22 protein-coding genes are annotated in these 21172 nt (G+C 73.5%); 17 read left to right on the forward strand and 5 right to left on the reverse strand.

Going from position 1 to position 21172, the window contains the following annotated elements; translation table 11 throughout:
* The first annotated feature begins 122 nt into the window (after positions 1–122).
* From NP048_RS07935 to dnaE, 10 genes are all read left to right on the forward strand, one after another.
* Positions 123–917 (forward strand): cell division protein FtsQ/DivIB, encoded by a 795-nt coding sequence (locus NP048_RS07935; protein WP_227577654.1) that lies wholly within the window; start codon positions 123–125, stop codon positions 915–917.
* A gap of 239 nt (positions 918–1156) precedes the next feature.
* The gene (ftsZ, locus tag NP048_RS07940) at positions 1157–2437 is read left to right on the forward strand and encodes a cell division protein FtsZ (RefSeq protein ID WP_227577655.1); all 1281 of its coding nucleotides are present in this window, start codon (positions 1157–1159) and stop codon (positions 2435–2437) included.
* A 5-nt stretch (positions 2438–2442) separates the two neighbouring features.
* On the forward strand, positions 2443–3234 hold the full coding sequence (gene pgeF / locus NP048_RS07945) for a peptidoglycan editing factor PgeF (protein ID WP_227577656.1): 792 nt from the start codon (positions 2443–2445) through the stop codon (positions 3232–3234).
* 188 nt (positions 3235–3422) lie between these two features.
* On the forward strand, positions 3423–3902 hold the full coding sequence (locus tag NP048_RS07950) for a cell division protein SepF (RefSeq protein WP_227577728.1): 480 nt from the start codon (positions 3423–3425) through the stop codon (positions 3900–3902).
* Between the two features lie 3 nt (positions 3903–3905).
* Complete coding sequence (locus tag NP048_RS07955; RefSeq protein WP_227577657.1) at positions 3906–4190, forward strand: YggT family protein; 285 nt, start codon at positions 3906–3908, stop codon at positions 4188–4190.
* 169 nt (positions 4191–4359) lie between these two features.
* Positions 4360–5052, forward strand: a complete 693-nt coding sequence (locus NP048_RS07960; protein WP_227577658.1) for a DivIVA domain-containing protein — start codon at positions 4360–4362, stop codon at positions 5050–5052.
* A gap of 269 nt (positions 5053–5321) precedes the next feature.
* Positions 5322–5747 carry a TraR/DksA family transcriptional regulator gene (locus NP048_RS07965; RefSeq protein ID WP_227577729.1) on the forward strand — a complete coding sequence of 142 codons (426 nt, stop codon included), beginning with the start codon at positions 5322–5324 and terminating at the stop codon, positions 5745–5747.
* A 20-nt stretch (positions 5748–5767) separates the two neighbouring features.
* Entirely contained in the window at positions 5768–6421 is a 654-nt protein-coding gene (gene lspA / locus NP048_RS07970) for a signal peptidase II (RefSeq protein WP_227577659.1), read from the forward strand.
* Positions 6418–7353, forward strand: coding sequence for an RluA family pseudouridine synthase (locus tag NP048_RS07975; protein WP_227577660.1), 936 nt, complete (start codon positions 6418–6420; stop codon positions 7351–7353). The genes lspA and NP048_RS07975 overlap by 4 nt, the downstream gene beginning before the upstream one ends.
* Positions 7354–7383: 30 nt before the next feature.
* Entirely contained in the window at positions 7384–10947 is a 3564-nt protein-coding gene (gene dnaE, locus NP048_RS07980) for a DNA polymerase III subunit alpha (protein ID WP_227577661.1), read from the forward strand.
* An 8-nt stretch (positions 10948–10955) separates the two neighbouring features.
* Here dnaE and NP048_RS07985 read toward each other — a convergent pair whose 3' ends face one another.
* Positions 10956–11168, reverse strand: a complete 213-nt coding sequence (locus NP048_RS07985) for an RNA-binding S4 domain-containing protein (protein ID WP_227577662.1) — start codon at positions 11166–11168, stop codon at positions 10956–10958.
* A 96-nt stretch (positions 11169–11264) separates the two neighbouring features.
* Here NP048_RS07985 and hisD point away from each other — a divergent pair, with 96 nt between their 5' ends.
* Positions 11265–12587: a histidinol dehydrogenase gene (hisD, locus tag NP048_RS07990; protein WP_227577663.1), complete on the forward strand. Its 1323-nt coding sequence runs from the start codon at positions 11265–11267 to the stop codon at positions 12585–12587.
* 23 nt (positions 12588–12610) lie between these two features.
* Here hisD and NP048_RS07995 read toward each other — a convergent pair whose 3' ends face one another.
* Positions 12611–14797: a RecQ family ATP-dependent DNA helicase gene (locus NP048_RS07995; RefSeq protein WP_227577664.1), complete on the reverse strand. Its 2187-nt coding sequence runs from the start codon at positions 14795–14797 to the stop codon at positions 12611–12613.
* 88 nt (positions 14798–14885) lie between these two features.
* On the opposite strand from NP048_RS07995, the gene NP048_RS08000 reads away from it, so the two are divergent.
* From NP048_RS08000 to NP048_RS08025, 6 genes are all read left to right on the forward strand, one after another.
* Positions 14886–16007: a histidinol-phosphate transaminase gene (locus NP048_RS08000; protein WP_227577665.1), complete on the forward strand. Its 1122-nt coding sequence runs from the start codon at positions 14886–14888 to the stop codon at positions 16005–16007.
* Complete coding sequence (gene hisB, locus NP048_RS08005; protein WP_227577666.1) at positions 16004–16615, forward strand: imidazoleglycerol-phosphate dehydratase HisB; 612 nt, start codon at positions 16004–16006, stop codon at positions 16613–16615. Before NP048_RS08000 ends, hisB begins: the two co-directional genes overlap by 4 nt.
* Positions 16612–17088, forward strand: coding sequence for a hypothetical protein (locus NP048_RS08010; RefSeq protein WP_227577667.1), 477 nt, complete (start codon positions 16612–16614; stop codon positions 17086–17088). The genes hisB and NP048_RS08010 overlap by 4 nt, the downstream gene beginning before the upstream one ends.
* An 86-nt stretch (positions 17089–17174) precedes the next feature.
* Positions 17175–17822 (forward strand): imidazole glycerol phosphate synthase subunit HisH, encoded by a 648-nt coding sequence (hisH, locus tag NP048_RS08015; RefSeq protein ID WP_227577668.1) that lies wholly within the window; start codon positions 17175–17177, stop codon positions 17820–17822.
* 59 nt (positions 17823–17881) lie between these two features.
* Positions 17882–18634, forward strand: a complete 753-nt coding sequence (priA, locus tag NP048_RS08020; RefSeq protein ID WP_227577669.1) for a bifunctional 1-(5-phosphoribosyl)-5-((5-phosphoribosylamino)methylideneamino)imidazole-4-carboxamide isomerase/phosphoribosylanthranilate isomerase PriA — start codon at positions 17882–17884, stop codon at positions 18632–18634.
* Positions 18631–19359 (forward strand): SseB family protein, encoded by a 729-nt coding sequence (locus NP048_RS08025; protein ID WP_227577670.1) that lies wholly within the window; start codon positions 18631–18633, stop codon positions 19357–19359. The genes priA and NP048_RS08025 overlap by 4 nt, the downstream gene beginning before the upstream one ends.
* Before the next feature lie 3 nt (positions 19360–19362).
* Here the strand turns inward: NP048_RS08025 and NP048_RS08030 are convergent, their stop codons facing one another.
* From NP048_RS08030 to NP048_RS08040, 3 genes are read right to left on the reverse strand one after another with little or no spacing between them, the layout of a single operon-like run.
* A complete protein-coding gene (locus NP048_RS08030; RefSeq protein WP_227577671.1) occupies positions 19363–19716 on the reverse strand; it encodes a hypothetical protein in 354 nt (117 codons plus the stop codon).
* Positions 19717–19750: 34 nt separating this feature from the next.
* The gene (locus NP048_RS08035) at positions 19751–20500 is read right to left on the reverse strand and encodes a S1C family serine protease (RefSeq protein ID WP_227577672.1); all 750 of its coding nucleotides are present in this window, start codon (positions 20498–20500) and stop codon (positions 19751–19753) included.
* The gene (locus NP048_RS08040) at positions 20497–21165 is read right to left on the reverse strand and encodes a hypothetical protein (RefSeq protein ID WP_227577673.1); all 669 of its coding nucleotides are present in this window, start codon (positions 21163–21165) and stop codon (positions 20497–20499) included. The genes NP048_RS08035 and NP048_RS08040 overlap by 4 nt, the downstream gene beginning before the upstream one ends.
* Positions 21166–21172 lie beyond the last annotated feature (7 nt).

Here is a 21172-nt window from a genome sequence, read left to right on the forward strand (position 1 = left end):
CCCCGGCGACGCCGCGCCGGGCCGGGGAGCGCCGCGACGGCGCCGCGGCCACCGCGTCGCCCGGCGTCAGACCACCGGTTTCGTCCGCGTCGCCCCCGCCCGCGACGGGGCCGACGCGCACGGTGACGACGTACACCGTCGGCCGGTTCTCGGGGCCCGTCCGTCCGGCGGTCGTGTCGACGACCTCGCGCGAGCGGTTCGCGGAGCGCGCCAGGGCACGCCGCAACCTGGCACGTCGTCAGGTGGTCGGGTCCGCGGCGGCGGTCGTGGGCGTCGGTGCCCTCGGCTGGCTGCTGCTGGTCTCACCGGTCCTGGCGCTGGACCCGACCCAGGTCGAGGTCAGCGGCGCGGGCACGGTCGTGGCGGTCGACCAGGTGCTCGCGGTCGTTGCGGACCGCTCGGGGACGCCGCTGCCGCGGCTGGACACGGTCCGGCTGCGGGACGAGGTGCTCGAGGTGCCGGGCGTGCGTGAGGCGCGCGTGGTCCGCGACTGGCCGCACGGGCTGGCGGTCCAGCTGGTGTCCCGCGAGCCGGTGGCGGCCGTGCCTGAGGAAGCGCCGGACGCCGGGCTCGTGCTGCTGGACGAGGAGGGCGTCCAGGTGGGTCGTGCGGACGTGGCTCCGGACGGCCTGCCGGTGGTCGACGTCCCGCTCGGGGACCAGCGGACGCTGGCGGCGGTGCTGAGCGTGCTGGAGCAGCTGCCCGTGGACCTGCTGGCACAGGTGGGGTCGGTGGCGGCCCGCACGCAGGACACCGTCACGATGCAGCTGCGTGACGGCGGGGCCCGGATCGACTGGGGGAGCGCAGACGAGACGCCGCTGAAGATCGCGGTCCTCACGGCCCTGCGCTCGGCGCCGGAGGCCGCCGGGGCGACCGTCTTCGACGTGTCGGCCCCGCGGATGCCCATCACCCGGTGAGCGTCGCCCCGTCCGACGACGCGGCCTGGCGCAGGTCGGCAGGACGAACCGACGACACGCGGGGGCGGTCGTTGATCCGGCGGCGGACGCGACCTAGCGTCACGACTCGACAGCACATCTGACATAACTCTAACCCTCAACTTGAGGGTGAAGGTTCACCAGCACGACCCGCGTCCTGCGTGTCGGGACGAGCACCAGCGGCCCGGCACGCCGCGACCCGCGAACGAGAGGCACCCACCGTGGCAGCTCCGCAGAACTACCTGGCGGTCATCAAGGTCGTCGGCATCGGCGGGGGCGGCGTGAACGCCGTGAACCGCATGATCGAGGTCGGCCTCAAGGGTGTCGAGTTCATCGCCGTCAACACCGACGCCCAGGCCCTGCTCATGTCGGACGCCGACGTCAAGCTCGACGTCGGCCGGGAGCTGACGCGCGGGCTCGGCGCCGGTGCCGACCCCGAGGTCGGCAAGAGGGCCGCCGAGGACCACTCCGAGGAGATCGAGGACGTCCTGCGGGGCGCCGACATGGTCTTCGTCACCGCCGGCGAGGGTGGCGGCACCGGCACGGGTGGCGCCCCGGTCGTCGCGCGGATCGCCCGCTCGCTCGGGGCCCTGACCATCGGTGTCGTGACGCGGCCCTTCACGTTCGAGGGCCGCCGGCGCTCCGTCCAGGCCGACGCGGGCATCGACGCGCTGCGCGCCGAGGTCGACACGCTCATCGTGATCCCGAACGACCGGCTGCTGTCGATCTCGGACCGGTCGGTCTCGGTCCTCGACGCGTTCCACTCGGCGGACCAGGTGCTGCTGTCCGGCGTCCAGGGCATCACCGACCTGATCACGACCCCCGGCCTCATCAACCTCGACTTCGCCGACGTGAAGTCGGTGATGCAGGGCGCGGGGTCGGCCCTCATGGGCATCGGCTTCGCACGCGGCGAGGACCGTGCGGTCCAGGCGGCCGAGATGGCGATCTCGTCGCCGCTGCTCGAGGCGAGCATCGACGGCGCGCACGGCGTCCTGCTGTCGATCCAGGGCGGGTCCGACCTGGGTCTGTTCGAGATCAACGAGGCCGCGCGCCTCGTGCAGGAGGCCGCGCACGCCGAGGCCAACATCATCTTCGGTGCGGTCATCGACGACGCGCTCGGCGACGAGGTCCGGGTCACGGTCATCGCCGCCGGATTCGACAACGGCGGTCCGGTGGTCCGTCGGGACGCGCGCGCGCTCGGCCAGGTGAGCGGGGCGACGGCTCGCCAGGTGCCCGCGGTGGCGCCCGTGACGGCCCTGCCGAGCGCCTCCTCGGTGCCCACGCCGCGTCCGGTCCACGCCCCTGACGAGGACCTGGTCCCCGTGGGTACGGTCCGCACCGCCGGTCGCCCGGGGGAGGCCCCGCGTCCCGAGGTGCCGGCGTTCCTCTCCTCGCAGGGCGAGCCCGCCCCCGCCACCGGACCGCTCGAGGTGCCGCGGGTGCTCGCCGAGGAGACCCGGCGCGACCGTGACGAGCTCGACGTGCCGGACTTCCTCAAGTAGGACGCGTGCAGGAGCGCCCGGGGCCGCTCGACGACGTTCCTCTCCACGTCGTCGGGCTCGGCCCCGGCGTGCTCGCGGGGTTCACGTCCCGTGCGGGTGGGACCTCCGTGGGGCCGTGGCGCGGTCTCGACCTCGGCCTGCAGGTGGGTGACGACCCGGACGCGGTGACGGCGCACCGGCGTGCGCTCGAGCACCGCGTGGGTGTGCGGGTCGTGTTCGCGACGCAGGTCCACGGTGCCCGTGTGGTGCGGGTCCCGCAGGAGGTGGTCGACGGCACACGGGCGGACGGCCTCGTGACACGGTCGGCCGACGTCGCGGTCGCGGTGTACGTCGCGGACTGCGCACCCGTCCTGCTCGCCGACCCCGTCGCGCGCGTCGTCGCAGCCGCGCACGCGGGACGCCAGGGCCTGGTCGCCGGCGTGCTGCAGGCCACGGTCGACGCGATGGTGCGTGACGGCGCCGACCCGGCACGCGTCGCCGCAGCGATCGGGCCGTGCATCGCGGGTACGTCCTACGAGGTCCCGGCGGCGATGCGTGACGAGGTCGCCGCCGTCGTGCCCGAGGCCGCGTGCCTCACCCCGGCAGGGACGCCCGCGGTCGACCTCGCCGCCGGCGTGCGCGCCGTCCTCCTGCGCTGCGGGCTCGCGCCGTCCGCGGTCCACGTGGACGGGCGTGACACGTACCGCGACGCCGCGCTCTACTCGCACCGGCGCGCGGTGCACGACGGGATCGGTGCGACCGGCCGGTTCGCCGGGGTCGTGCGGCTGCTCGACACCCCGGGCGTGGCGAGCGGGTGAGGTCGCGACACGCTCGCGACACGCCCGCGTGTCGGCGGGCCGCTGCTGCCACCCGTTGCTAGCGTGACCAGCGCTGGGACGTTTCGACACCACTCCCGCACCGCACCGGCACCGGCCGGACCGGCGGTGCCCGGGTGGTCAGGCGGGCCGCACGAGTCGGGGAGGCCCGGCGGATGGGAGACGACGCGATGGCCGGAGCGCTGCGCAAGACGATGCTGTACCTCGGCCTGGCCGACGACCGGTCCGACCACGAGGAGTACCTCGAGGAGTACGAGGAGGCGGAGGTCGCCGTGCCGGAGGACACCTACGAGGCACAGGTGATGCCGCTGCACCGCACACCGCGTGTGCAGGCGGCGCCCGCCCCGCGTGAGGCGGGCGACCTGCGCCGCATCACCACCATCCACCCGCGGTCGTACAACGACGCCCGCAAGATCGGCGAGGCCTTCCGTGAGGGCACGCCCGTGATCATGAACCTGACCGACATGGACGACGCGGACGCCAAGCGTCTCGTCGACTTCTCGGCGGGCCTGATCTTCGGGCTGCACGGTGCGATCGAGCGTGTGACGAGCAAGGTGTTCCTGCTCTCGCCCGCGCACGTCGAGCTCGCGGGCGACGCCACGACCTCCCCGGAGCCGGCGGCACGCTCCGGCTTCTACAACCAGAGCTGACGCGTGGACCTGATCCGCAGCCTGCTGTACCTGGTCGTCCTCGTCTTCTTCCTGCTGCTGCTCGTGCGCCTCGTGCTGGACTGGGTCCAGTTCTTCGCACGGGAGTGGCGCCCGTCGGGGTTCGCCCTCGTGGTGGCCGAGGTCACGTACTCCGTGACCGACCCGCCGCTGCGCCTCCTGCGCAGGTTCCTGCCACCGCTGACGCTCGGGTCGGTCCGGCTCGACCTGGCCTTCCTGGTCCTGGCGCTGGTCTGCTCCCTGCTGCTGAACGTGCTCGGAGGCGTGTGAGCGCCCCCGCGACACGCCGCCGCGCACGCCTTGTGACACCGGGCGCGGCACCCTCCACAGGAGTGCCGGGGGGCGTGCGTCGCCCGGATTCTCCGCTACCGTGGCCCGAGGCGGTCGGTGGACTGACTGCCGCCCGCCAGAGCCAGTACGACCGACAGAGGTGACGACGATGGCACTGCTCACCGCAGACGACGTCCTGAACAAGAAGTTCCAGGCGACGAAGTTCCGGGAAGGGTACGACCAGGACGAGGTCGACGACTTCCTGGACGAGGTCGTCAACACCCTGCGGGACGTCCAGGGCGAGAACGAGGACCTCAAGACGAAGCTGGCCGCTGCCGAGCGCCGGATCGCCGAGCTCAGCCGGGCGGGCGCGCAGCAGGCAGCACCTGCGCCGAAGCCGGAGCCCGTGCCCGAGCCCACCCCGCCCCCGGCACCGGTGCAGGCGGCGCCGACCCCCGTGCCCGCGATGGCGCAGCCGCCCGTCCAGTCGGTGTCCGCGCCGGTGCGTGGCAACGAGCCCGAGTCGGCCACCGGCATGCTGGCGCTCGCGCAGAAGCTCCACGACGACTACGTGCGCAGCGGCCAGGAGGAGTCGGACCGCCTCATCAACGAGGCGAAGACCCGCGCCAATCGCATCGTCCGTGAGGCCGAGGAGACGTCGCAGCGCACGCTCGGGCAGCTCGAGCAGGAGCGCTCGCTGCTGGAGCGCAAGATCGACGAGCTGCGCGTCTTCGAGCGGGACTACCGCACGCGGCTCAAGAGCTACCTCGAGAACCTGCTCGGCGACCTGGAGAACCGCGGCAACGCGCTGCCGCCCCGCTCGGGCCAGGGCCAGCAGATGCCGGAGAGCCAGAGCATCTGATCGACCTGACGCCGCCGGGGACGCGTGCCCGTCCCCGGCGGCGTCGTCGTGCCTCGGCGCAGGGTGCACCCCGACGGCTCAGCCGGTCCGGGGGCCCGGGTCACCCCCCTCGATGCCCCTGCGGGCGGCCGTGCTGGTCGTCGCGGCGTGTCGCGCTCCGGCGGCGCCCGACTCGTGCTGTTGTGCCCGGGCCCAGACGCGCATAAAGTCGCGGCACTCGAGACGGGGGGAACGTCGTGAGACTGAACAATGCTGTGAGCACACTGACGATGGGGTCCGACGAGCAGCGGGACACACTGATAGGGCTTCTGCCGGTACGTGACGGCGAGGAACCGTGGACCCGCGGCGAGATCGACGAGGTTGCCGGTGACCTCGCGGCTGACCGTGAAAGGCTCGCTGCTGAGCTGATCGCGGCCGATGCCGAGCTGTCCGACCTGCTGCGCAACTCCGGCGATGGTGCCGGGGACGACCAGGCGGACTCCGGCTCGTCCGCGCTGGAACGTGAGCACGAGCTCACGCTCGTCAACAACACGCGCGACCTGCTGGACCAGACCGTGCACGCGCTCGACCGCCTGGCGGCGGGCACGTTCGGTGCCTGCGAGTCCTGCGGGCAGGCCATCGGCAAGGCACGCCTGCAGGCGTTCCCGCGCGCGATGCTGTGCGTGGCCTGCAAGCAGCGGGAGGAGCGACGCTGAGGCGCCCGTAGACTCCTGCAGTGCCCACGACGGACGACGACACGACCCTGCCCGACGAGTACGAGCGGGCCGACGGGTCGGCCGCGGACGGCGATGCGCCGGGGGTCGACCCCCCACCCGGGGTCGACCCCCGGCGTCGTCGTGCGCTGCTGCGCCTCTTCACCGTGGTCACCGCCGTGGTGCTGCTGGTGGACCAGCTCACGAAGGTGTGGGCCGTGGCCGCCCTGGAGCCGGGCGTGCGCCGCCCGTTGGTGGGTGAGCTCTTCGGCCTCCAGCTGATCCGCAACGACGGTGCGGCGCTGAGCATCGCCAGCGGCATGACGTGGGTGCTCAGCCTGGTCGCGACGGCGGTCGTCGTCGTCATCGTGCGGGTGTCGCGCCGCCTCGGGTCGCGCGGGTGGGCCGTCGCGCTCGGGCTCCTGCTCGGTGGGGCCCTCGGCAACCTCGTCGACCGCATGGTGCGCGAACCGGGCCCGCTGCACGGCCACGTCATCGACTTCCTCGCGTACTGGCGGCTGTTCATCGGCAACGTGGCCGACATCGCCATCGTCGTCGCGGCCGTGCTGGTGGTGTGGCTCACCGCTCGCGGCATCCACGTCGACGGCACGCGGGACGACCGGCACCACGACGAGGACCCTGCGGAGCCGGACGACGCCACGGATGGTGCCCGGTGAGCGGGGTGCGCGCCTTGCCGGTGCCCGACGGTCTGGCGGGGGAGCGCGTGGACGCCGCTCTGGCGCGTCTCCTCGGTCTCTCGCGCACGCGTGCGGCCGAGCTGGCGGCCGAGGGCTGCGTGCGCGTCGACGGCCGGCCGGTGGGCAAGTCGGACCGGCTCGTCGCCGGCGCCTACCTCGAGGTCGACCTGTCGACGCCCGAGCCGGCCGCCCCAGTGGTGGTCCCCGAGCCGGTGCCCGGCATGCGCATCGTCCACGACGACGAGGACGTGGTGGTCATCGACAAGCCCGTCGGCGTCGCGGCACACCCGTCACCGGGGTGGACCGGCCCGACGGTGGTCGGCGCGCTCGCGGCGACCGGTTACCGGATCTCGACGTCCGGTGCGGCCGAGCGGCAGGGCATCGTGCACCGGCTGGACGCGGGGACGTCGGGTCTCATGGTCGTCGCGAAGAGCGAGCACGCGTACACGGTGCTCAAGCGCGCGTTCAAGGAGCGCACGGTCGAGAAGGTCTACCACGCGCTCGCGCAGGGCCACCCGTCGCCGACGACGGGCACGATCGACGCGCCGATCGGACGCCACCCCTCGTCGGACTGGAAGTTCGCCGTCGTCGCGGACGGCAAGCCGTCCATCACGCACTACGAGGTCCTGGAGATGCTGCCGGGTGCCTCGCTGGTCGAGGTGCACCTCGAGACGGGCCGCACGCACCAGATCCGGGTGCACTTCGCGGCGCTGCGGCACAGCCTCGTGGGGGACCTCACGTACGGGGCGGACCCGGTGCTCGCGGCACGGCTCGGCGTGACGCGGCAGTGGCTGCACGCGGTGCGCCTCGGCTTCGAGCACCCCGGGACGGGGCAGTGGTTCGAGGCGACGAGCGAGTACCCGGCCGACCTCGTCGCGGGCCTCGAGACGCTCCGGGGCGAGTACTCCTGAGCGTCGGCGGGGCGACGTAGGATCGCCCGCATGGCTGCTGGAGGATCCCCGGACCCGTCCTTCGTCCACCTCCACGTGCACAGCGAGTACTCGATGCTCGACGGCGCGGCGCGCATCGGCGAGATGCTCGACGAAGCCGCACGCCTGGGGCAGACGGCGATGGCGATCACCGACCACGGGTACCTGTTCGGTGCGTTCGAGTTCTGGCAGAAGGCGACCGACCGCGGCATCAAGCCGATCATCGGCGTCGAGGCGTACGTCACACCGGGGACCAGCCGGTTCGACCAGAACCGCGTGCGCTGGGGTGAGGCGCACCAGGCTGCCGACGACGTCTCGGCGCGCGGTGCCTACACGCACCTGACGCTGCTGAGCCGGACCACCGAGGGCATGCACAACCTCTTCCGGATGGGGTCGCTGGCCTCGATCGAGGGGCAGATGGGCAAGTGGCCCCGGATGGACCGCGAGCTGCTGTCCCGGTACTCCGAGGGCATGATCGCGACGAGCGGGTGCCCCTCGGGCGAGATCCAGACGCGGCTGCGTCTGGGGCACTACGACGAGGCCGTGCGCGCCGCAGGCGAGCTGCAGGACATCTTCGGCAAGGACTACTTCTACGTCGAGGTCATGGACCACGGGCTCGACATCGAGCGGCGTGTGATCAAGGATCTGCTGCGCGTCGCCGAGAGCATCGGGGCTCCGCTCGTCGCGACGAACGACCTGCACTACACGCGTCAGGAGGACGCGCACGCGCACGAGGTCCTGCTCGCGGTGCAGTCCGGCTCGACGCTCGACGAGCCCACGAGCGACCAGGGCGGCTCGCGGTTCGCGTTCGGGGGGACCGGGTACTACGTGCAGTCGGCGGCCGAGATGCGTCGCACGTGGGCCGAGCTGCCCGAGGCGTGCGACAACACGGTGCTGATCGCCGAGCAGTGCGAGGTCAAGTTCAACACCGGCGCCAACTACATGCCCCGCTTCCCCGTCCCGGCTGGGGAGAACGAGGACTCGTGGTTCATCAAGGAGGTCGAGAACGGCCTCCTGCGGCGCTACCACGGCTCGATCCCCGACGCGGTGCGCAAGCAGGCGGACTACGAGACGGGCGTCATCACCCAGCTCGGTTTCTCGGGCTACTTCCTCGTGGTCGCCGACTTCATCAACTGGGCCAAGAAGCAGGGCATCCGGGTGGGTCCCGGTCGTGGCTCGGCCGCCGGCTCGATGGCGTCCTACGCGGTCGGCATCACCGAGCTCGACCCGCTCGAGCACGGTCTGATCTTCGAACGGTTCCTCAACCCGGAGCGCGTGTCCTGGCCCGACGTCGACGTCGACTTCGACGAGCGCCGGCGCGGCGAGGTCATCCGCTACGTGAGCGACAAGTACGGCGACGACCGCGTCTGCCAGATCGTCACCTACGGCACCATCAAGGCCAAGCAGGCGCTCAAGGACGCGTCCCGCGTGCTGGGCTTCCCGTTCGCCATGGGGGAGAAGCTCACCAAGGCGATGCCGCCGCCCGTCATGGGCAAGGACATCCCGCTGTCCGGCATGTACGACCCGGAGCACCCGCGGTACGCGGAGGCCGACGAGTTCCGGCAGGTCGTCGCAGCGGACCCCGAGGCGCAGCGCGTGCTCGAGACCGCGCGCGGCCTGGAGAACCTCAAGCGCCAGTGGGGCGTCCACGCAGCCGGCGTCATCATGTCGAGCGAGCCGCTGCTCGACATCATCCCGATCATGAAGCGCCCGCAGGACGGCGCGATCATCACGCAGTTCGACCAGCCCGCGTCCGAGGCGCTCGGGCTGATCAAGATGGACTTCCTGGGACTGCGCAACCTCACGATCCTCGACGACGCCCTCGAGAACATCGTGATGAACGGCAAGCCGGCGATCCTCATCGAGGAGGTCCCGCTCGACGACCCGGCGACGTACGAGCTGCTGGGCCGGGGCGACACGCTCGGTGTGTTCCAGCTCGACGGCGGGCCGATGCGCTCGCTCCTGCGCCAGATGCGCCCCGACAACTTCGAGGACATCTCCGCCGTCATCGCGCTGTACCGCCCGGGGCCGATGGGCATGAACTCGCACGTCAACTACGCGTTGCGGAAGAACGGCCTGCAGGAGATCGAGCCGATCCACCCCGAGCTGGTCGAGCCGCTCCAGGACGTCGTGGGCGTCACGCACGGGTTGATCGTCTACCAGGAGCAGGTGCAGAAGGCGGCGCAGGTGCTCGCCGGGTACTCGCTCGGACAGGCCGACCTGCTGCGTCGCGCGATGGGCAAGAAGAAGCAGGAGGTGCTCGACAAGGAGTTCGTGCCCTTCCAGGCGGGCATGCGCGAGCGCGGGTATTCGGATGCCGCGATCCAGGCGGTGTGGGACGTCCTCGTGCCGTTCGCGGGGTACGCGTTCAACAAGGCGCACTCCGCGGCGTACGGCGTCGTGTCCTACTGGACGGCGTACCTCAAGGCGAACTACCCGACCGAGTACATGGCCGCGCTGCTCACGAGCGTGCGCGACGACAAGGACAAGTCGGCGTTGTACCTCGGCGAGTGCCGGCACATGGGCATCACGGTGCTGCCGCCGGACGTGAACTCGTCGTCCGCGAACTTCACAGCGGTCGGTACCGACATCCGCTTCGGGCTCACGGCCGTGCGCAACGTCGGTGCGAACGTGGTGGACGCGATCGTGGCGGCCCGCGAGGAGAAGGGCGCGTTCACGTCGTTCACGGACTTCCTCGACAAGGTGCCGGCCGTCGTCTGCAACAAGCGCACCATCGAGTCGCTCATCAAGGCCGGCGCGTTCGACTCGTTGGGCCACCCGCGCCGCGCGCTGCTGCTGGTGCACGAGCAGGCGGTCGACGCGGTCATCGACGTCAAGCGCAAGGAGGCGACCGGCCAGTTCGACCTGTTCGCCGACCTGGCGGGGGAGGACGAGACCGGCTCAGGCATCGCGGTGACGATCCCCGACCTGCCGGACTGGGACAAGAAGCAGCGTCTGGCGTTCGAGCGCGAGATGCTCGGTCTGTACGTCTCGGACCACCCGCTGTCGGGGCTCGAGCACGTGCTGTCCGCGCAGGCCGACGTCTCGATCGCGACGCTCAACGCGGACACCGAGCGGCCGGACGGGTCGACGGTCGTGGTCGCAGGCCTCGTCACGAGCCTGCAGCGCAAGATGTCCAAGCAGGGCAACCCCTGGGCCGCGGTGACGCTGGAGGACATGGAGGGCTCCGTCGAGATCATGTTCTTCGGCGAGACCTACCTGGCGTACTCGACGGTGCTGGCCGAGGACGCCGTGCTCGTCGTGCGCGGCAGGGTGCGTCGTCGCGACGACACCATGCAGCTGCAGGCCATGGAGGTGTCCATCCCCGACACCTCGCAGGCCGCGGACTCGCCGGTCGTCGTGTCGCTCACCGAGGGACGCTGCACGCCGCCCGTGGTGGACCGGTTGCGCGAGGTGCTCTCGACCCACCCCGGGGTCACGGAGGTCCACCTGCGCCTGACGAGCCCCGGCCGCGCGGTGGTCATGCGGCTCGAGGACGGTCTGCGCGTCGAGCGGTCACCCTCGCTGTTCGGTGACCTCAAGGCGCTGCTCGGCCCGAGCTGCCTGGCGTCCTGAGCGGCGCGTCAGCCCTTGACGGTCGCGCGCTGCACGCCGCTCGGGAGGTCGACCTCCACGACGTCGCCGGGCCGCAGCTGCCGGCCGCGGCGGGACTCGGGCTCGCCGTTCACGGTGACGGCGCCGTCGTCGAGCAGCGCGCGGGCGTGACCACCGGTCTCCGCGATGCCGCCGAGCTTGAGGAACTGGCCGAGGCGGATGGGCTCGTCGTCATGCGTCACGGGTCCAGTGTGACAGTCCCGCGCGCCCGGCAGCTCGGTGACCAGGGCGCGGAATGATCACGCGGGTGCTGGGCGCCCCGTCCTAGACTCGGTCTCGTGATCTCCCGCATCGACCTGCGTGGTCGCCGTCCGTCACGTCGTGAGCTGCTGGCCGAGCTGCCCCGGGCCGAGCTCGACGTCGAGCACGCCGCTGCCGTCGTCACGCCGATCCTCGAGGACGTCCGCACCCGGGGCGCAGCCGCCTTGCGTGACCTGGCCGAACGCCTCGACGGCGTGCGGCCCGTCCACCTGCGTGTGCCGGCCGACGTCCTCGCCGGTGCCGCCGCGGCCCTGGACCCGCAGGTGCGCTCCGCGCTCGAGGAGACGATCGCCCGCGTGCGGCGGGTGCACGCTGCCCAGCGACCGCAGGACTTCGCGGTCGACGTCGCGCCCGGCGCCCAGGTGCGCCAGCGCTGGCTCCCCGTGCGGCGTGTGGGGCTGTACGTGCCCGGCGGGCTCGCCGTGTACCCCTCGTCCGTGGTGATGAACGTCGTCGCCGCGCAGGAGGCGGGGGTGACCTCGCTCGCGGTGGTCTCGCCGCCGCAGAAGGACCGCGACGGCCTGCCCGACCCCGTCGTGCTCGGGACGTGCGCGCTGCTCGGCGTCGACGAGGTGTACGCGGTCGGCGGGGCCCAGGCGGTCGCGATGCTCGCCTACGGCGCCGACGGCAGCGACGACGTGGACGACGACACGCTCTGCGAACCGGTCGACGTCATCACCGGGCCCGGCAACGTCTACGTGACCGCGGCCAAGCGGCTCGTGCGGGGTCTGGTGGGCATCGACTCCGAGGCCGGGCCGACCGAGATCGCGATCCTCGCGGACGGCACGGCGGACCCCGCGCACGTCGCCGCGGACCTCATCTCGCAGGCCGAGCACGACCCGCTGGCGGCAGCAGTGCTCGTCACGCCGTCCGTCGAGCTCGCCGGGGCGGTGGAGGCCGCACTCGTGGGCCGCGTCGAGGCGACCGCCAACCGCGAGCGGGTCGCGATCGCGCTGCACGGCTCGCAGTCCGCGATCGTGCTCGTCGACGACCTCGAGGCAGGCCTCGACGTCGTCAACGCGTACGGCGCCGAGCACCTGGAGATCCAGACCTCCGACGCCGCGGCGTGGGCCGACCGCGTCACCAGCGCCGGTGCGATCTTCGTCGGGCCCTGGTCGCCGGTGTCCCTGGGGGACTACATGGCGGGCTCCAACCATGTCCTGCCCACCGGCGGGTGCTCGCACTTCGCGAGCGGTCTGGGGGTCCACTCGTTCCTGCGCGCGGTGCAGGTCATCGAGTACGACGCCGACGCGCTCGCGGCGGTCGCCGACCGGATCGTGGCACTCGCCGACGCCGAGGGGCTGCCGGGCCACGGGGAGGCCGTGCGCGCCCGCTTCTGAGCGGGACGCCGCGCCGGGTCGGCTCAGCCCACGCCCAGGACGAAGGGCAGCACCTGCGTCGCACCGGAGCGGCGCAGGAGCCGCCCGGCGACGGTCAGGGTCCAGCCGGTGTCCGTGCGGTCGTCGACGAGCAGCACGCGCCTGCCGGCGACCTCCTGCGCCACGTCGGACGGCAGGTCTAGGTGACGCAGGACGTCGGCGAGCCGCTGCGCGGAGTTCACGTCGTGCCGTGAGGGGGACCCCGTGGACGCGAACGCCCCGAGCAGCGGGACGCCCAGCAGGCGTGCGGTGCCCGCCGCGAGGTGCTCGACGAGCGACCCGCGGCTGTCGGAGGCGATCGCGACCACGGCGTCGACCTGCGGCGCCCACGCCTCCAGGACGGTGCGGACCGCCGGTCGCAGGTTCGCCGGCAGCTCGGCCGGCACCTGCTCGCGCAGGGCCTCGCGCAGCGGGCCGCCCCAGCCGAGCGCGTCGAGGCGCCCCACCGCCCGGCCCTCGCCGACCTGCTCGTCGGCCGCGATGCGGCCCTTGAGGTCGAGCCCCAGCGCGCCGAGTCCCGACGGCCACTGCCGTCGCGCCGTCACCGGCTCGCCCGGCACCGCGAGCAGCTCACGCGCGTGATCGACGGCCGACGCGTCGGGGACCGCGCCGACGGCCGTGCCCGTGCACCGGTCGCAGCGGCCGCACCGCCAGCCCTCGGGCAGCTCGGGGTCGTCCAGGGCGGCCCGCAGGAACGCCATCCGGCAGCCGTCGGTCGCCTGGTAGTCCAGCATCGTGCGCTGCTCCGCCCGTCGCGCCGCCGTGACGCGCGCGTACCGCTCACCGTCGTAGGCCCACGGGCGCCCCGTCGACTGCCACCCGCCCCGGACGCGCCGCACCGCGCCGTCCACGTCGAGCACCTTGAGCATCCCCTCGAGGCGGCTGCGCCGCAGGCTGACGTACGTCTCCAGGGCAGCCGTCGACAGCGTGCCGTGGGCGTCGAGCGCCGCGAGGGTCGCGCGGACCTGGTCCTCGGGCGGGAACGCGGTCGAGGCGAACCACTCCCAGATCGCCTGGTCGTCGTGGCCGGGCAGCAGGACCACGTCGGCGCGTGCGGTCGCGCGTCCGGCACGACCGACCTGCTGGTAGTACGCGATCGGCGAGGACGGCGCCCCCATGTGGACGACGAAGCCCAGGTCGGGCTTGTCGTAGCCCATGCCCAGCGCCGAGGTCGCGACCAGCGCCTTGACCCGGTTCGCGAGCAGGTCCGCCTCGATCGCCTCGCGCTCGGTCGGGTCGGTCTGTCCCGTGTACGCCCGCACGTCGAGCCCGGCGGCGCGCAGGTGCTCGGTGACCTGCTCGACAGCGGCGATCGTCAGGCAGTAGACGATGCCGGAGCCCTCGAGCGTGGGCAGCGTCGCGGCCAGCCATGCCAGGCGGGTCGCGACGTCCGGCAGCGTCGTGACCTGCAGGCGCAGGCTCGGGCGGTCGAGCGTGCCGCGCAGGACGAGCGTGCCGTCCGGTGTTGTCCCGCCGACGTCCGTCCCGCCGACGCCCGTCCGTCCGACGTCCGTCACTGCGAGCTGCTCGGCGACGTCCGCCGTGACGCGCTCGTTGGCCGTCGCGGTCGTCGCGAGGACCGGCACGCCGGCCGGCAGGTCCGCCAGCAGCGTCCCGATGCGCCGGTAGTCGGGCCGGAAGTCGTGGCCCCAGTCGGAGACGCAGTGCGCCTCGTCCACGACGACGAGCCCGGCGTCCGACGCGAGCCGCGGCAGCACCTCGTCGCGGAACCCCGGGTTGTTGAGCCGCTCCGGGGAGACGAGCAGCACGTCCACCTCGCCCGCGGCGATGCGCGCGTGCACGTCGTCCCAGTCCTGCTGGTTGGCCGAGTTCAGCGTCTCGGCCGCGATGCCGGCTCGGCGGGCGGCGTCGACCTGGTTGCGCATGAGTGCGAGCAGCGGCGAGACGATGATCGTCGCCCCGCGCGGCGGCCCGGCGGCGCCGCGGCGCAGGAGCGCGGTCGCGACGAAGTACACGGCCGACTTGCCCCAGCCGGTGCGCTGCACGACGAGCACGCGGCGGCGGTCCGCGACGAGCGCCTCGACGGCCTGCCACTGGTCCTCGTGCAGGCGGGCGCCGTCGCGGCCGACGAGCGCCCGCAGCACCTCCTCCGCCTGGGCACGCAGCGCGACGCGGTCGACGACGGGCGCGGGGGCGGTGTGCGGGGGCATGTCCGGCAGCGTACGTCCGCGCGCCGACACGGACCGCTGGGTGGGCTGCACCGCCGACCGGTGCGGCACGGAACCTAGACTCGGGGACGTGACCGCCGCCCCCGACCTGTCGCCCGGCACGCTGCCGCTGCGCCCCGAGCTCGTCGGCCTCGAGCCGTACGGTGCCCCGCAGCTCGACGTCCCGGTGCTGCTCAACGTCAACGAGAACCCCTACCCGCCGTCCGAGCAGGTCGTGGCCGACGTGGCCGCCGCCGTGGCCGAGGCGACGCGTGGGCTCAACCGCTACCCGGACCGGGACTTCGCCGCGCTGCGCGCCGACCTGGCCGCGTACCTCGAGGTCGAGTCGGGTGTGCACCGCGAGCCCGAGCAGATGTGGGCGGCGAACGGCTCGAACGAGATCATGCTGCACGTCCTGCAGGCGTTCGGCGGCCCGGGGCGCACCGCCCTGTCCTTCGCGCCGACGTACTCGATGTACCCCGAGTACGCGCGCGACACGTCGACCGCGTGGGTCGTCGGGCGGCGTGCCGAGGACTTCACGCTCGATCCGGAGCACGCTCTGGCGACGATCGCGGAGCACGCGCCGAGCGTCGTGCTGCTCGCGAGCCCCAACAACCCGACCGGCACGGCGCTGCCGCGCGACACGGTCCGCGCCGTGCTCGACGGCGCGTCCCGCGTGCCCGGCGGCTGCGTCGTCGTGGTCGACGAGGCGTACGGCGAGTTCCGTCGCGCGGGGACGCCGTCGGCGCTCGAGCTGCTCGAGGCGCACCCGAACCTCGCGGTGAGCCGCACCATGTCCAAGGCGTTCGGCCTGGCCGGCGCGCGGGTGGGCTACCTGTCCGCGTCCCGCGAGCTCGTGGACGCGCTGCGGATCGTCCGGCTGCCGTACCACCTCTCGGCGGTCACGCAGGCCGTCGCACGCGCCGCACTGGCGCACGCCCCGGAGCTGATGGCCCAGGTCGGGTCGCTGCGCGCCGAGCGCGACGCGCTCGTGACGTGGCTGCGCGCCCGCGGTTTCGAGGCTGCGGACTCCGACGCGAACTTCGTGCTCTTCGGCACGTTCGACGACCGCGACGCGGTCTGGCAGGGTCTGCTCGACCGCGGGGTCCTCGTGCGCGTCACGGGTCCCGAGGGATGGCTGCGGGTGTCGGTCGGCACCCCGGCGGAGACGTCGGCGTTCAAGGACGCCCTGGTGGAGGTGACGGGACGATGAGTGAGGCACGCCGCCGTACGGCGCGCATCGAGCGCAGCACGAGCGAGTCCAGCGTCCTGGTCGAGCTCGACCTCGACGGCACGGGACGCACGCAGATCGACACGAGCGTGCCGTTCTACGACCACATGCTGACGGCGCTCGGCAAGCACTCGCTCATCGACCTGACGGTGCAGGCCAAGGGCGACACCCACATCGACGCGCACCACACGGTCGAGGACACCGCGATCGTGCTCGGGCAGGCGCTGCGCCAGGCGCTGGGCGACAAGCGCGGCATCGTGCGCTACGGCGACGCGACCGTGCCCCTCGACGAGGCGCTCGCGCACGCCGTCGTCGACGTGTCCGGGCGCCCGTACTTCGTGCACTCCGGTGAGCCGGAGGGGCAGCAGTACCACCTCATCGGCGGGCACTTCACGGGCTCGCTGACGGCCCACGTGCTCGAGTCGATCGCGCACCACGCGGCGTTCACGGTGCACATGCGGGTCCTCGCCGGGCGCGACCCGCACCACATCGTCGAGGCGCAGTTCAAGGCGCTCGCGCGCGCCCTGCGCACCGCGGTCGCGCTCGACCCGCGCGTCGACGGCGTCCCCTCGACCAAGGGCGCGCTGTGAGCGAGGACGACCTGGGCGACCTCCAGGTCCCGGACGACCTGTCGGGGCTCACCGCGGAGCAGCCTCCGACGGTCGCGGTCGTCGTCACGCAGGTCGCCGTCGCCGGCGCGCTCGCGGCGGCGTGCTCGCTCGCGTCCGTCGACGTGGACGCGGTCCCCTCGCCGGTCGGTGCGCTCGCGGTGCTGCGCGACCCGGCGTCCGGCGCCACGGCGGCGGCCGCGGTCTCGCGTCTCCTGCGCCAGGTACCCGTCGTGCTGCTCGAGCGGCGCGACGGCAAGGTCTCCGCGTCGCAGTGGGTCGCCGGAGCGCACGAGAAGGACCTCCCCGCGGGGCTGGTGCTCTCCGGCGCGCCGCCTGTTCTCGAGGACCTGCTGCTCGGCGACGTCCCGGCGTCCGAGGTCGAGGGCGTGGTCTCGTCCGTCGGCCTCTCCCGCTGGAAGGCGATGCGGCTGCTGGCCTCGCACCGCCGCTGAGCAGGGCGCCCGCACCCGGAGCACCGCACGTCCCGGGGTCCGGACGGTCGCCCGGAGGTACTCGGCCCCGCGGGTACCCTGTCCGCGTGTCTCCCCGTGTCGTCGTTCTCGACTACGGCTTCGGCAACGTGCGCTCCGCGGTGCGCGCGCTCGCCCGGGTCGGTGCCGACGTCGTGCTGACCGCCGACAAGAAGGCGGCGCTCGACGCCGACGGCCTCGTCGTGCCCGGTGTCGGCGCGTTCGCCGCCTGCATGGCCGGTCTGCGGGCCGTCGGTGGTGAGCAGATCGTCGACCGTCGTCTCGCGGGCGGGCGCCCGGTCCTGGGGATCTGCGTCGGCATGCAGGTCATGTTCAGCGAGGGCGTCGAGCACGGCGTGCGGGCGGACGGCCTCGGGGAGTGGCCTGGCGTCGTCGACCGCCTGGAGGCGGACGTCGTCCCGCACATGGGCTGGTCCCCGGTGCAGCCGCCGGCCGGGTCCGTGCTCTTCGAGGGCCTCGCCGACGAGCGCTTCTACTTCGTGCACTCCTACGCGGCGCGGACGTTCCCGCTGGCTGACGAGCCGTCGGCGGGGGAGCACCCGCTGCCCCAGCCGCTCGTGACGTGGTCCGAGCACGGCGGTCGGTTCGTCGCCGCGGTCGAGAACGGCCCGCTGGCCGCCACCCAGTTCCACCCTGAGAAGTCCGGCGACGCCGGCGCGCAGCTGCTGTCCCACTGGGTCGGCTCGCTGCGCTGAGCACCGCCAGGCGCCGGTCCCGCCCGGGGACCGGTGCGCGCACCACCCGGAGAGGACCCATGACATCCACGCGTGAGCCCCGGCTCGAGCTGCTCCCCGCCGTCGACGTCGCCAACGGCCAGGCCGTGCGGCTCGTGCAGGGCGAGGCAGGGTCGGAGACCTCGTACGGCGACCCGTTGGCCGCCGCCCTCGACTGGTACGCGGGCGGTGCGGAGTGGATCCACCTGGTCGACCTCGACGCGGCGTTCGGGCGGGGCAGCAACGCAGTCCTGCTCGGCAAGGTCGCCGCCGACCTCGCGGCCAAGGGCGTCAAGGTCGAGCTGTCCGGCGGCATCCGTGACGACGAGTCGCTCGAGCGTGCCCTCGCCACGGGGGCCACCCGCGTCAACCTGGGAACCGCAGCCCTCGAGGACCCCGAGTGGACCGCGCGGGTCATCGCCTCGCACGGCGAGCAGATCGCCGTCGGGCTGGACGTGCGCGGCACGACGCTCGCGGCGCGCGGCTGGACGCAGGAGGGCGGCGACCTGTGGGAGGTCCTCGCGCGCCTCGACGAGGCCGGTTGCTCGCGGTACGTCGTGACCGACGTCACCAAGGACGGCACGCTGCGCGGACCCAACCTCGACCTGCTGCGGGAGGTCTGCGCCCGGACGTCGGCGCCGGTCGTGGCGTCGGGGGGCGTGTCGAGCCTGGAGGACGTGCGTGCGCTGCGGACCCTCGTGCCGGTGGGCGTGGAGGGCGCGATCGTCGGCAAGGCGCTGTACGCGCGTGCGTTCACGCTGCCGCAGGCCCTGGACGTCGCCGGCCGCCCGTGAAGGGCCGCGAGCTGCCGCCGTCGTCGCCCTTCGCGGGTGACGACGGATCGCCCGACCCCGGCCTCACGGCGGTCCTGGCGCGCTACGGCGCAGGTGAGGTCCCGCTCGCCGACGTCGTCGTGGCACTCGCCCCGACGCGCGTCCTGGTCCCCGTCCTGGCCGAGCTCGACGCCGCGGGCGTCGTGGAGCACGACGGCCACGCGCACACCGTGGACAAGGAGGCGTCGGCCGGCATCGTCGCCCTGCGCACGCCTGACGGACGCACCGCGCTGCCCGTCTTCTCGGGGGTCGACACCATGACGCGGTGGCGACCCGAGGCGCGCCCGGTGCCCACGGCGGTGCCACGGGCCGCCCTGTCGGCGGTCGCCGAGGGCTGGGAGGTCGTCGTGCTGGACCCGGCCGGCCCGGTGACGGTCGCGCTGCCACGCACGGCCGTGTACGCGCTCGCGCAAGGGCTCGACTGGCAGCCTGCGGTGTCCGACGGACGCGTCGCCGACGACGTGCGCGCCGCGGTGCGCACGGCGCTCGCTGACGTGCGCCTCGTCGTCGAGGCCGAGGCTGTCCCGGGGACGCGTGCCGAGGTGGCGGTCCGGCTCGCGCTGCCCGCAGGGCTGGATCGCGCAGGTCTCGACCGGGTCCTCGCGCAGGTCAACGACGCGCTGGCGCACGACCCGGTCGTCGCGGCGCGCGTCGACTCCCTCGAGCTGCGGGTCCGTCCCGCCTGAGCGTCAGCGCCGGCGGACGGCCCAGGCCAGGGCCCAGACGCTTGCGACGATCGTGGCGGCGATCTGCCCGCCGAGGATCGCACGGTTCACGTCGACGGCCGGGTGCCAGCGGGCGCCGTCGTCGCCGAGCTCGAAGACGCCCAGCGGCCGCACGTGCGCCGCGAACCCGCCACCGCCGCCGTCGCTCGAGCTGCGCTCGTCGTTGCCCGCGCCGGAGCCGGTCACTCCGGCGACCCGCGCGACGGGCACCACGAGGAGCCCGTCCCGCTCGTACGGCTCGCCGAACACCCGGCGGACCGTGAACGTGTCGGACGCGGCCCGGGTCAGGCCGCTCGTGTCGAAGTTTCGCTCGGTCATGCGGTGGTCTCCCTGTCGCTCGGGCGCTCTCGCGTCACCCGCACGTGGGTGCGGGCGCGAACGCCGCGTCGTCCCCCAGCATGGCGCGCAGCGTGCTCACGGGGACCAGGAAGCTCATCCCGTCGGCGTTCTTCGCGTACACCACGCCGATCACCTGTCCCTGCGCGTCGAGCGCAGCCGATCCGGAGCTGCCCGGCTCGACGGGTGCGTCCGTCACGAGGACCTCACCGAGGTTCTCGTTGAGCGGGTCGGTGACCGCACCGACGACCCTGCCGTCCGTCACGGTCAGCTGCCGCCCCAGCGGGTAGCCGACCACCGTCACGGCGTCACCCACCTGGGGGTCCGCCTCCGCGAGCACCGGGGCGGCCGGCAGGGCGTCGACCGTGCGGACCACCGCCAGGTCGGCCAGCCCGGCGGTGCTCGCGGCCTCGGCGGCGACGTCGCGGCCGTCGTACGTGCTCAGCTGCAGCTCGGCGGAGTCCGCCACGACGTGCCGGTTGGTGACGAGCGTGTGCTCGTCGAGCGCGAAGCCCGATCCTGTCGACAGCGCGCCGCAGCCGATGTTGCGGATGCGCACCGCCATGCGCTGGGCGGCGTCGAAGCCGTCCGGCGACAGCTGGGTGCCGTCCGCGGCGGCAGCGGGGGCGGGAGCAACCGTGGGCACGACGCTCGTGGGGACCGGCGGCGGGGGGTCAGGCAGGGCGGCGCACCCGGTGAGCGCGGTCAGCACGGCCGTGCCACCGGCGACGAGGACGCAGCGCGCGGGCCGCGAGTGACGCGTCACCGGGAGAGCTCGGTCTGCAGCTGGGTGTTGGCGTCGGTCGCAGCGCCGCAGACCCGTTCGACGTCGCCCCGGAAGCGGGCGATGTCCGCGGCGTCGTACGAGGCAGCGTCCTCCAGGTACCCGATGAGCTTCTCCTGGCCGTCGATGCAGGTGGCCAGCGCGGTCGCGACACGGCCCGCCGCCTGCGACACGCGCTGCTGGTAGTCCGCCAGCTGCTGCTGGGCGGCCGTGGTGTCACCGAGCTGCGCCTTCTCGTCGGCCAGCTCGGTGATGCGTGCGGTGGCGGCGGCGAGCTGGCCGCGGGTGGCCTCGAGCTCTCCGGTGGTCGCCTCCAGCTCGGCCGTGGTCTGCGCGAGCTCCTCGCCGTGCGTGCGGGCGAGCTCTTCCCACCCCGCTGCCGACTCCTGCCACGCCTGGGTCGTGGTCCACAGCCGCCACCCGAGGAGGCCGGACGCCACGAGGACGGCGACGAGCAGCACGGCGAGCACCGGGACCGCGCGTCCGGAGCGGCGACGCGGTGCGACCTCGGGGGCAGGGTCGGCGGCGGGTGCGGCGGGGGGCGTGGTCCCGGTCCAGCCCGGGGGCAGGGGCGCCGTCGGGGACGAGGCTGCGGGGGCCGGACGGGCGTGCCCGGGGTCAGGGAGCGATCCGTGCGGTCCGGTCATCGCCCCA

Source organism: Cellulomonas xiejunii (assembly GCF_024508315.1).
GTDB lineage: Bacteria > Actinomycetota > Actinomycetes > Actinomycetales > Cellulomonadaceae > Cellulomonas > Cellulomonas xiejunii.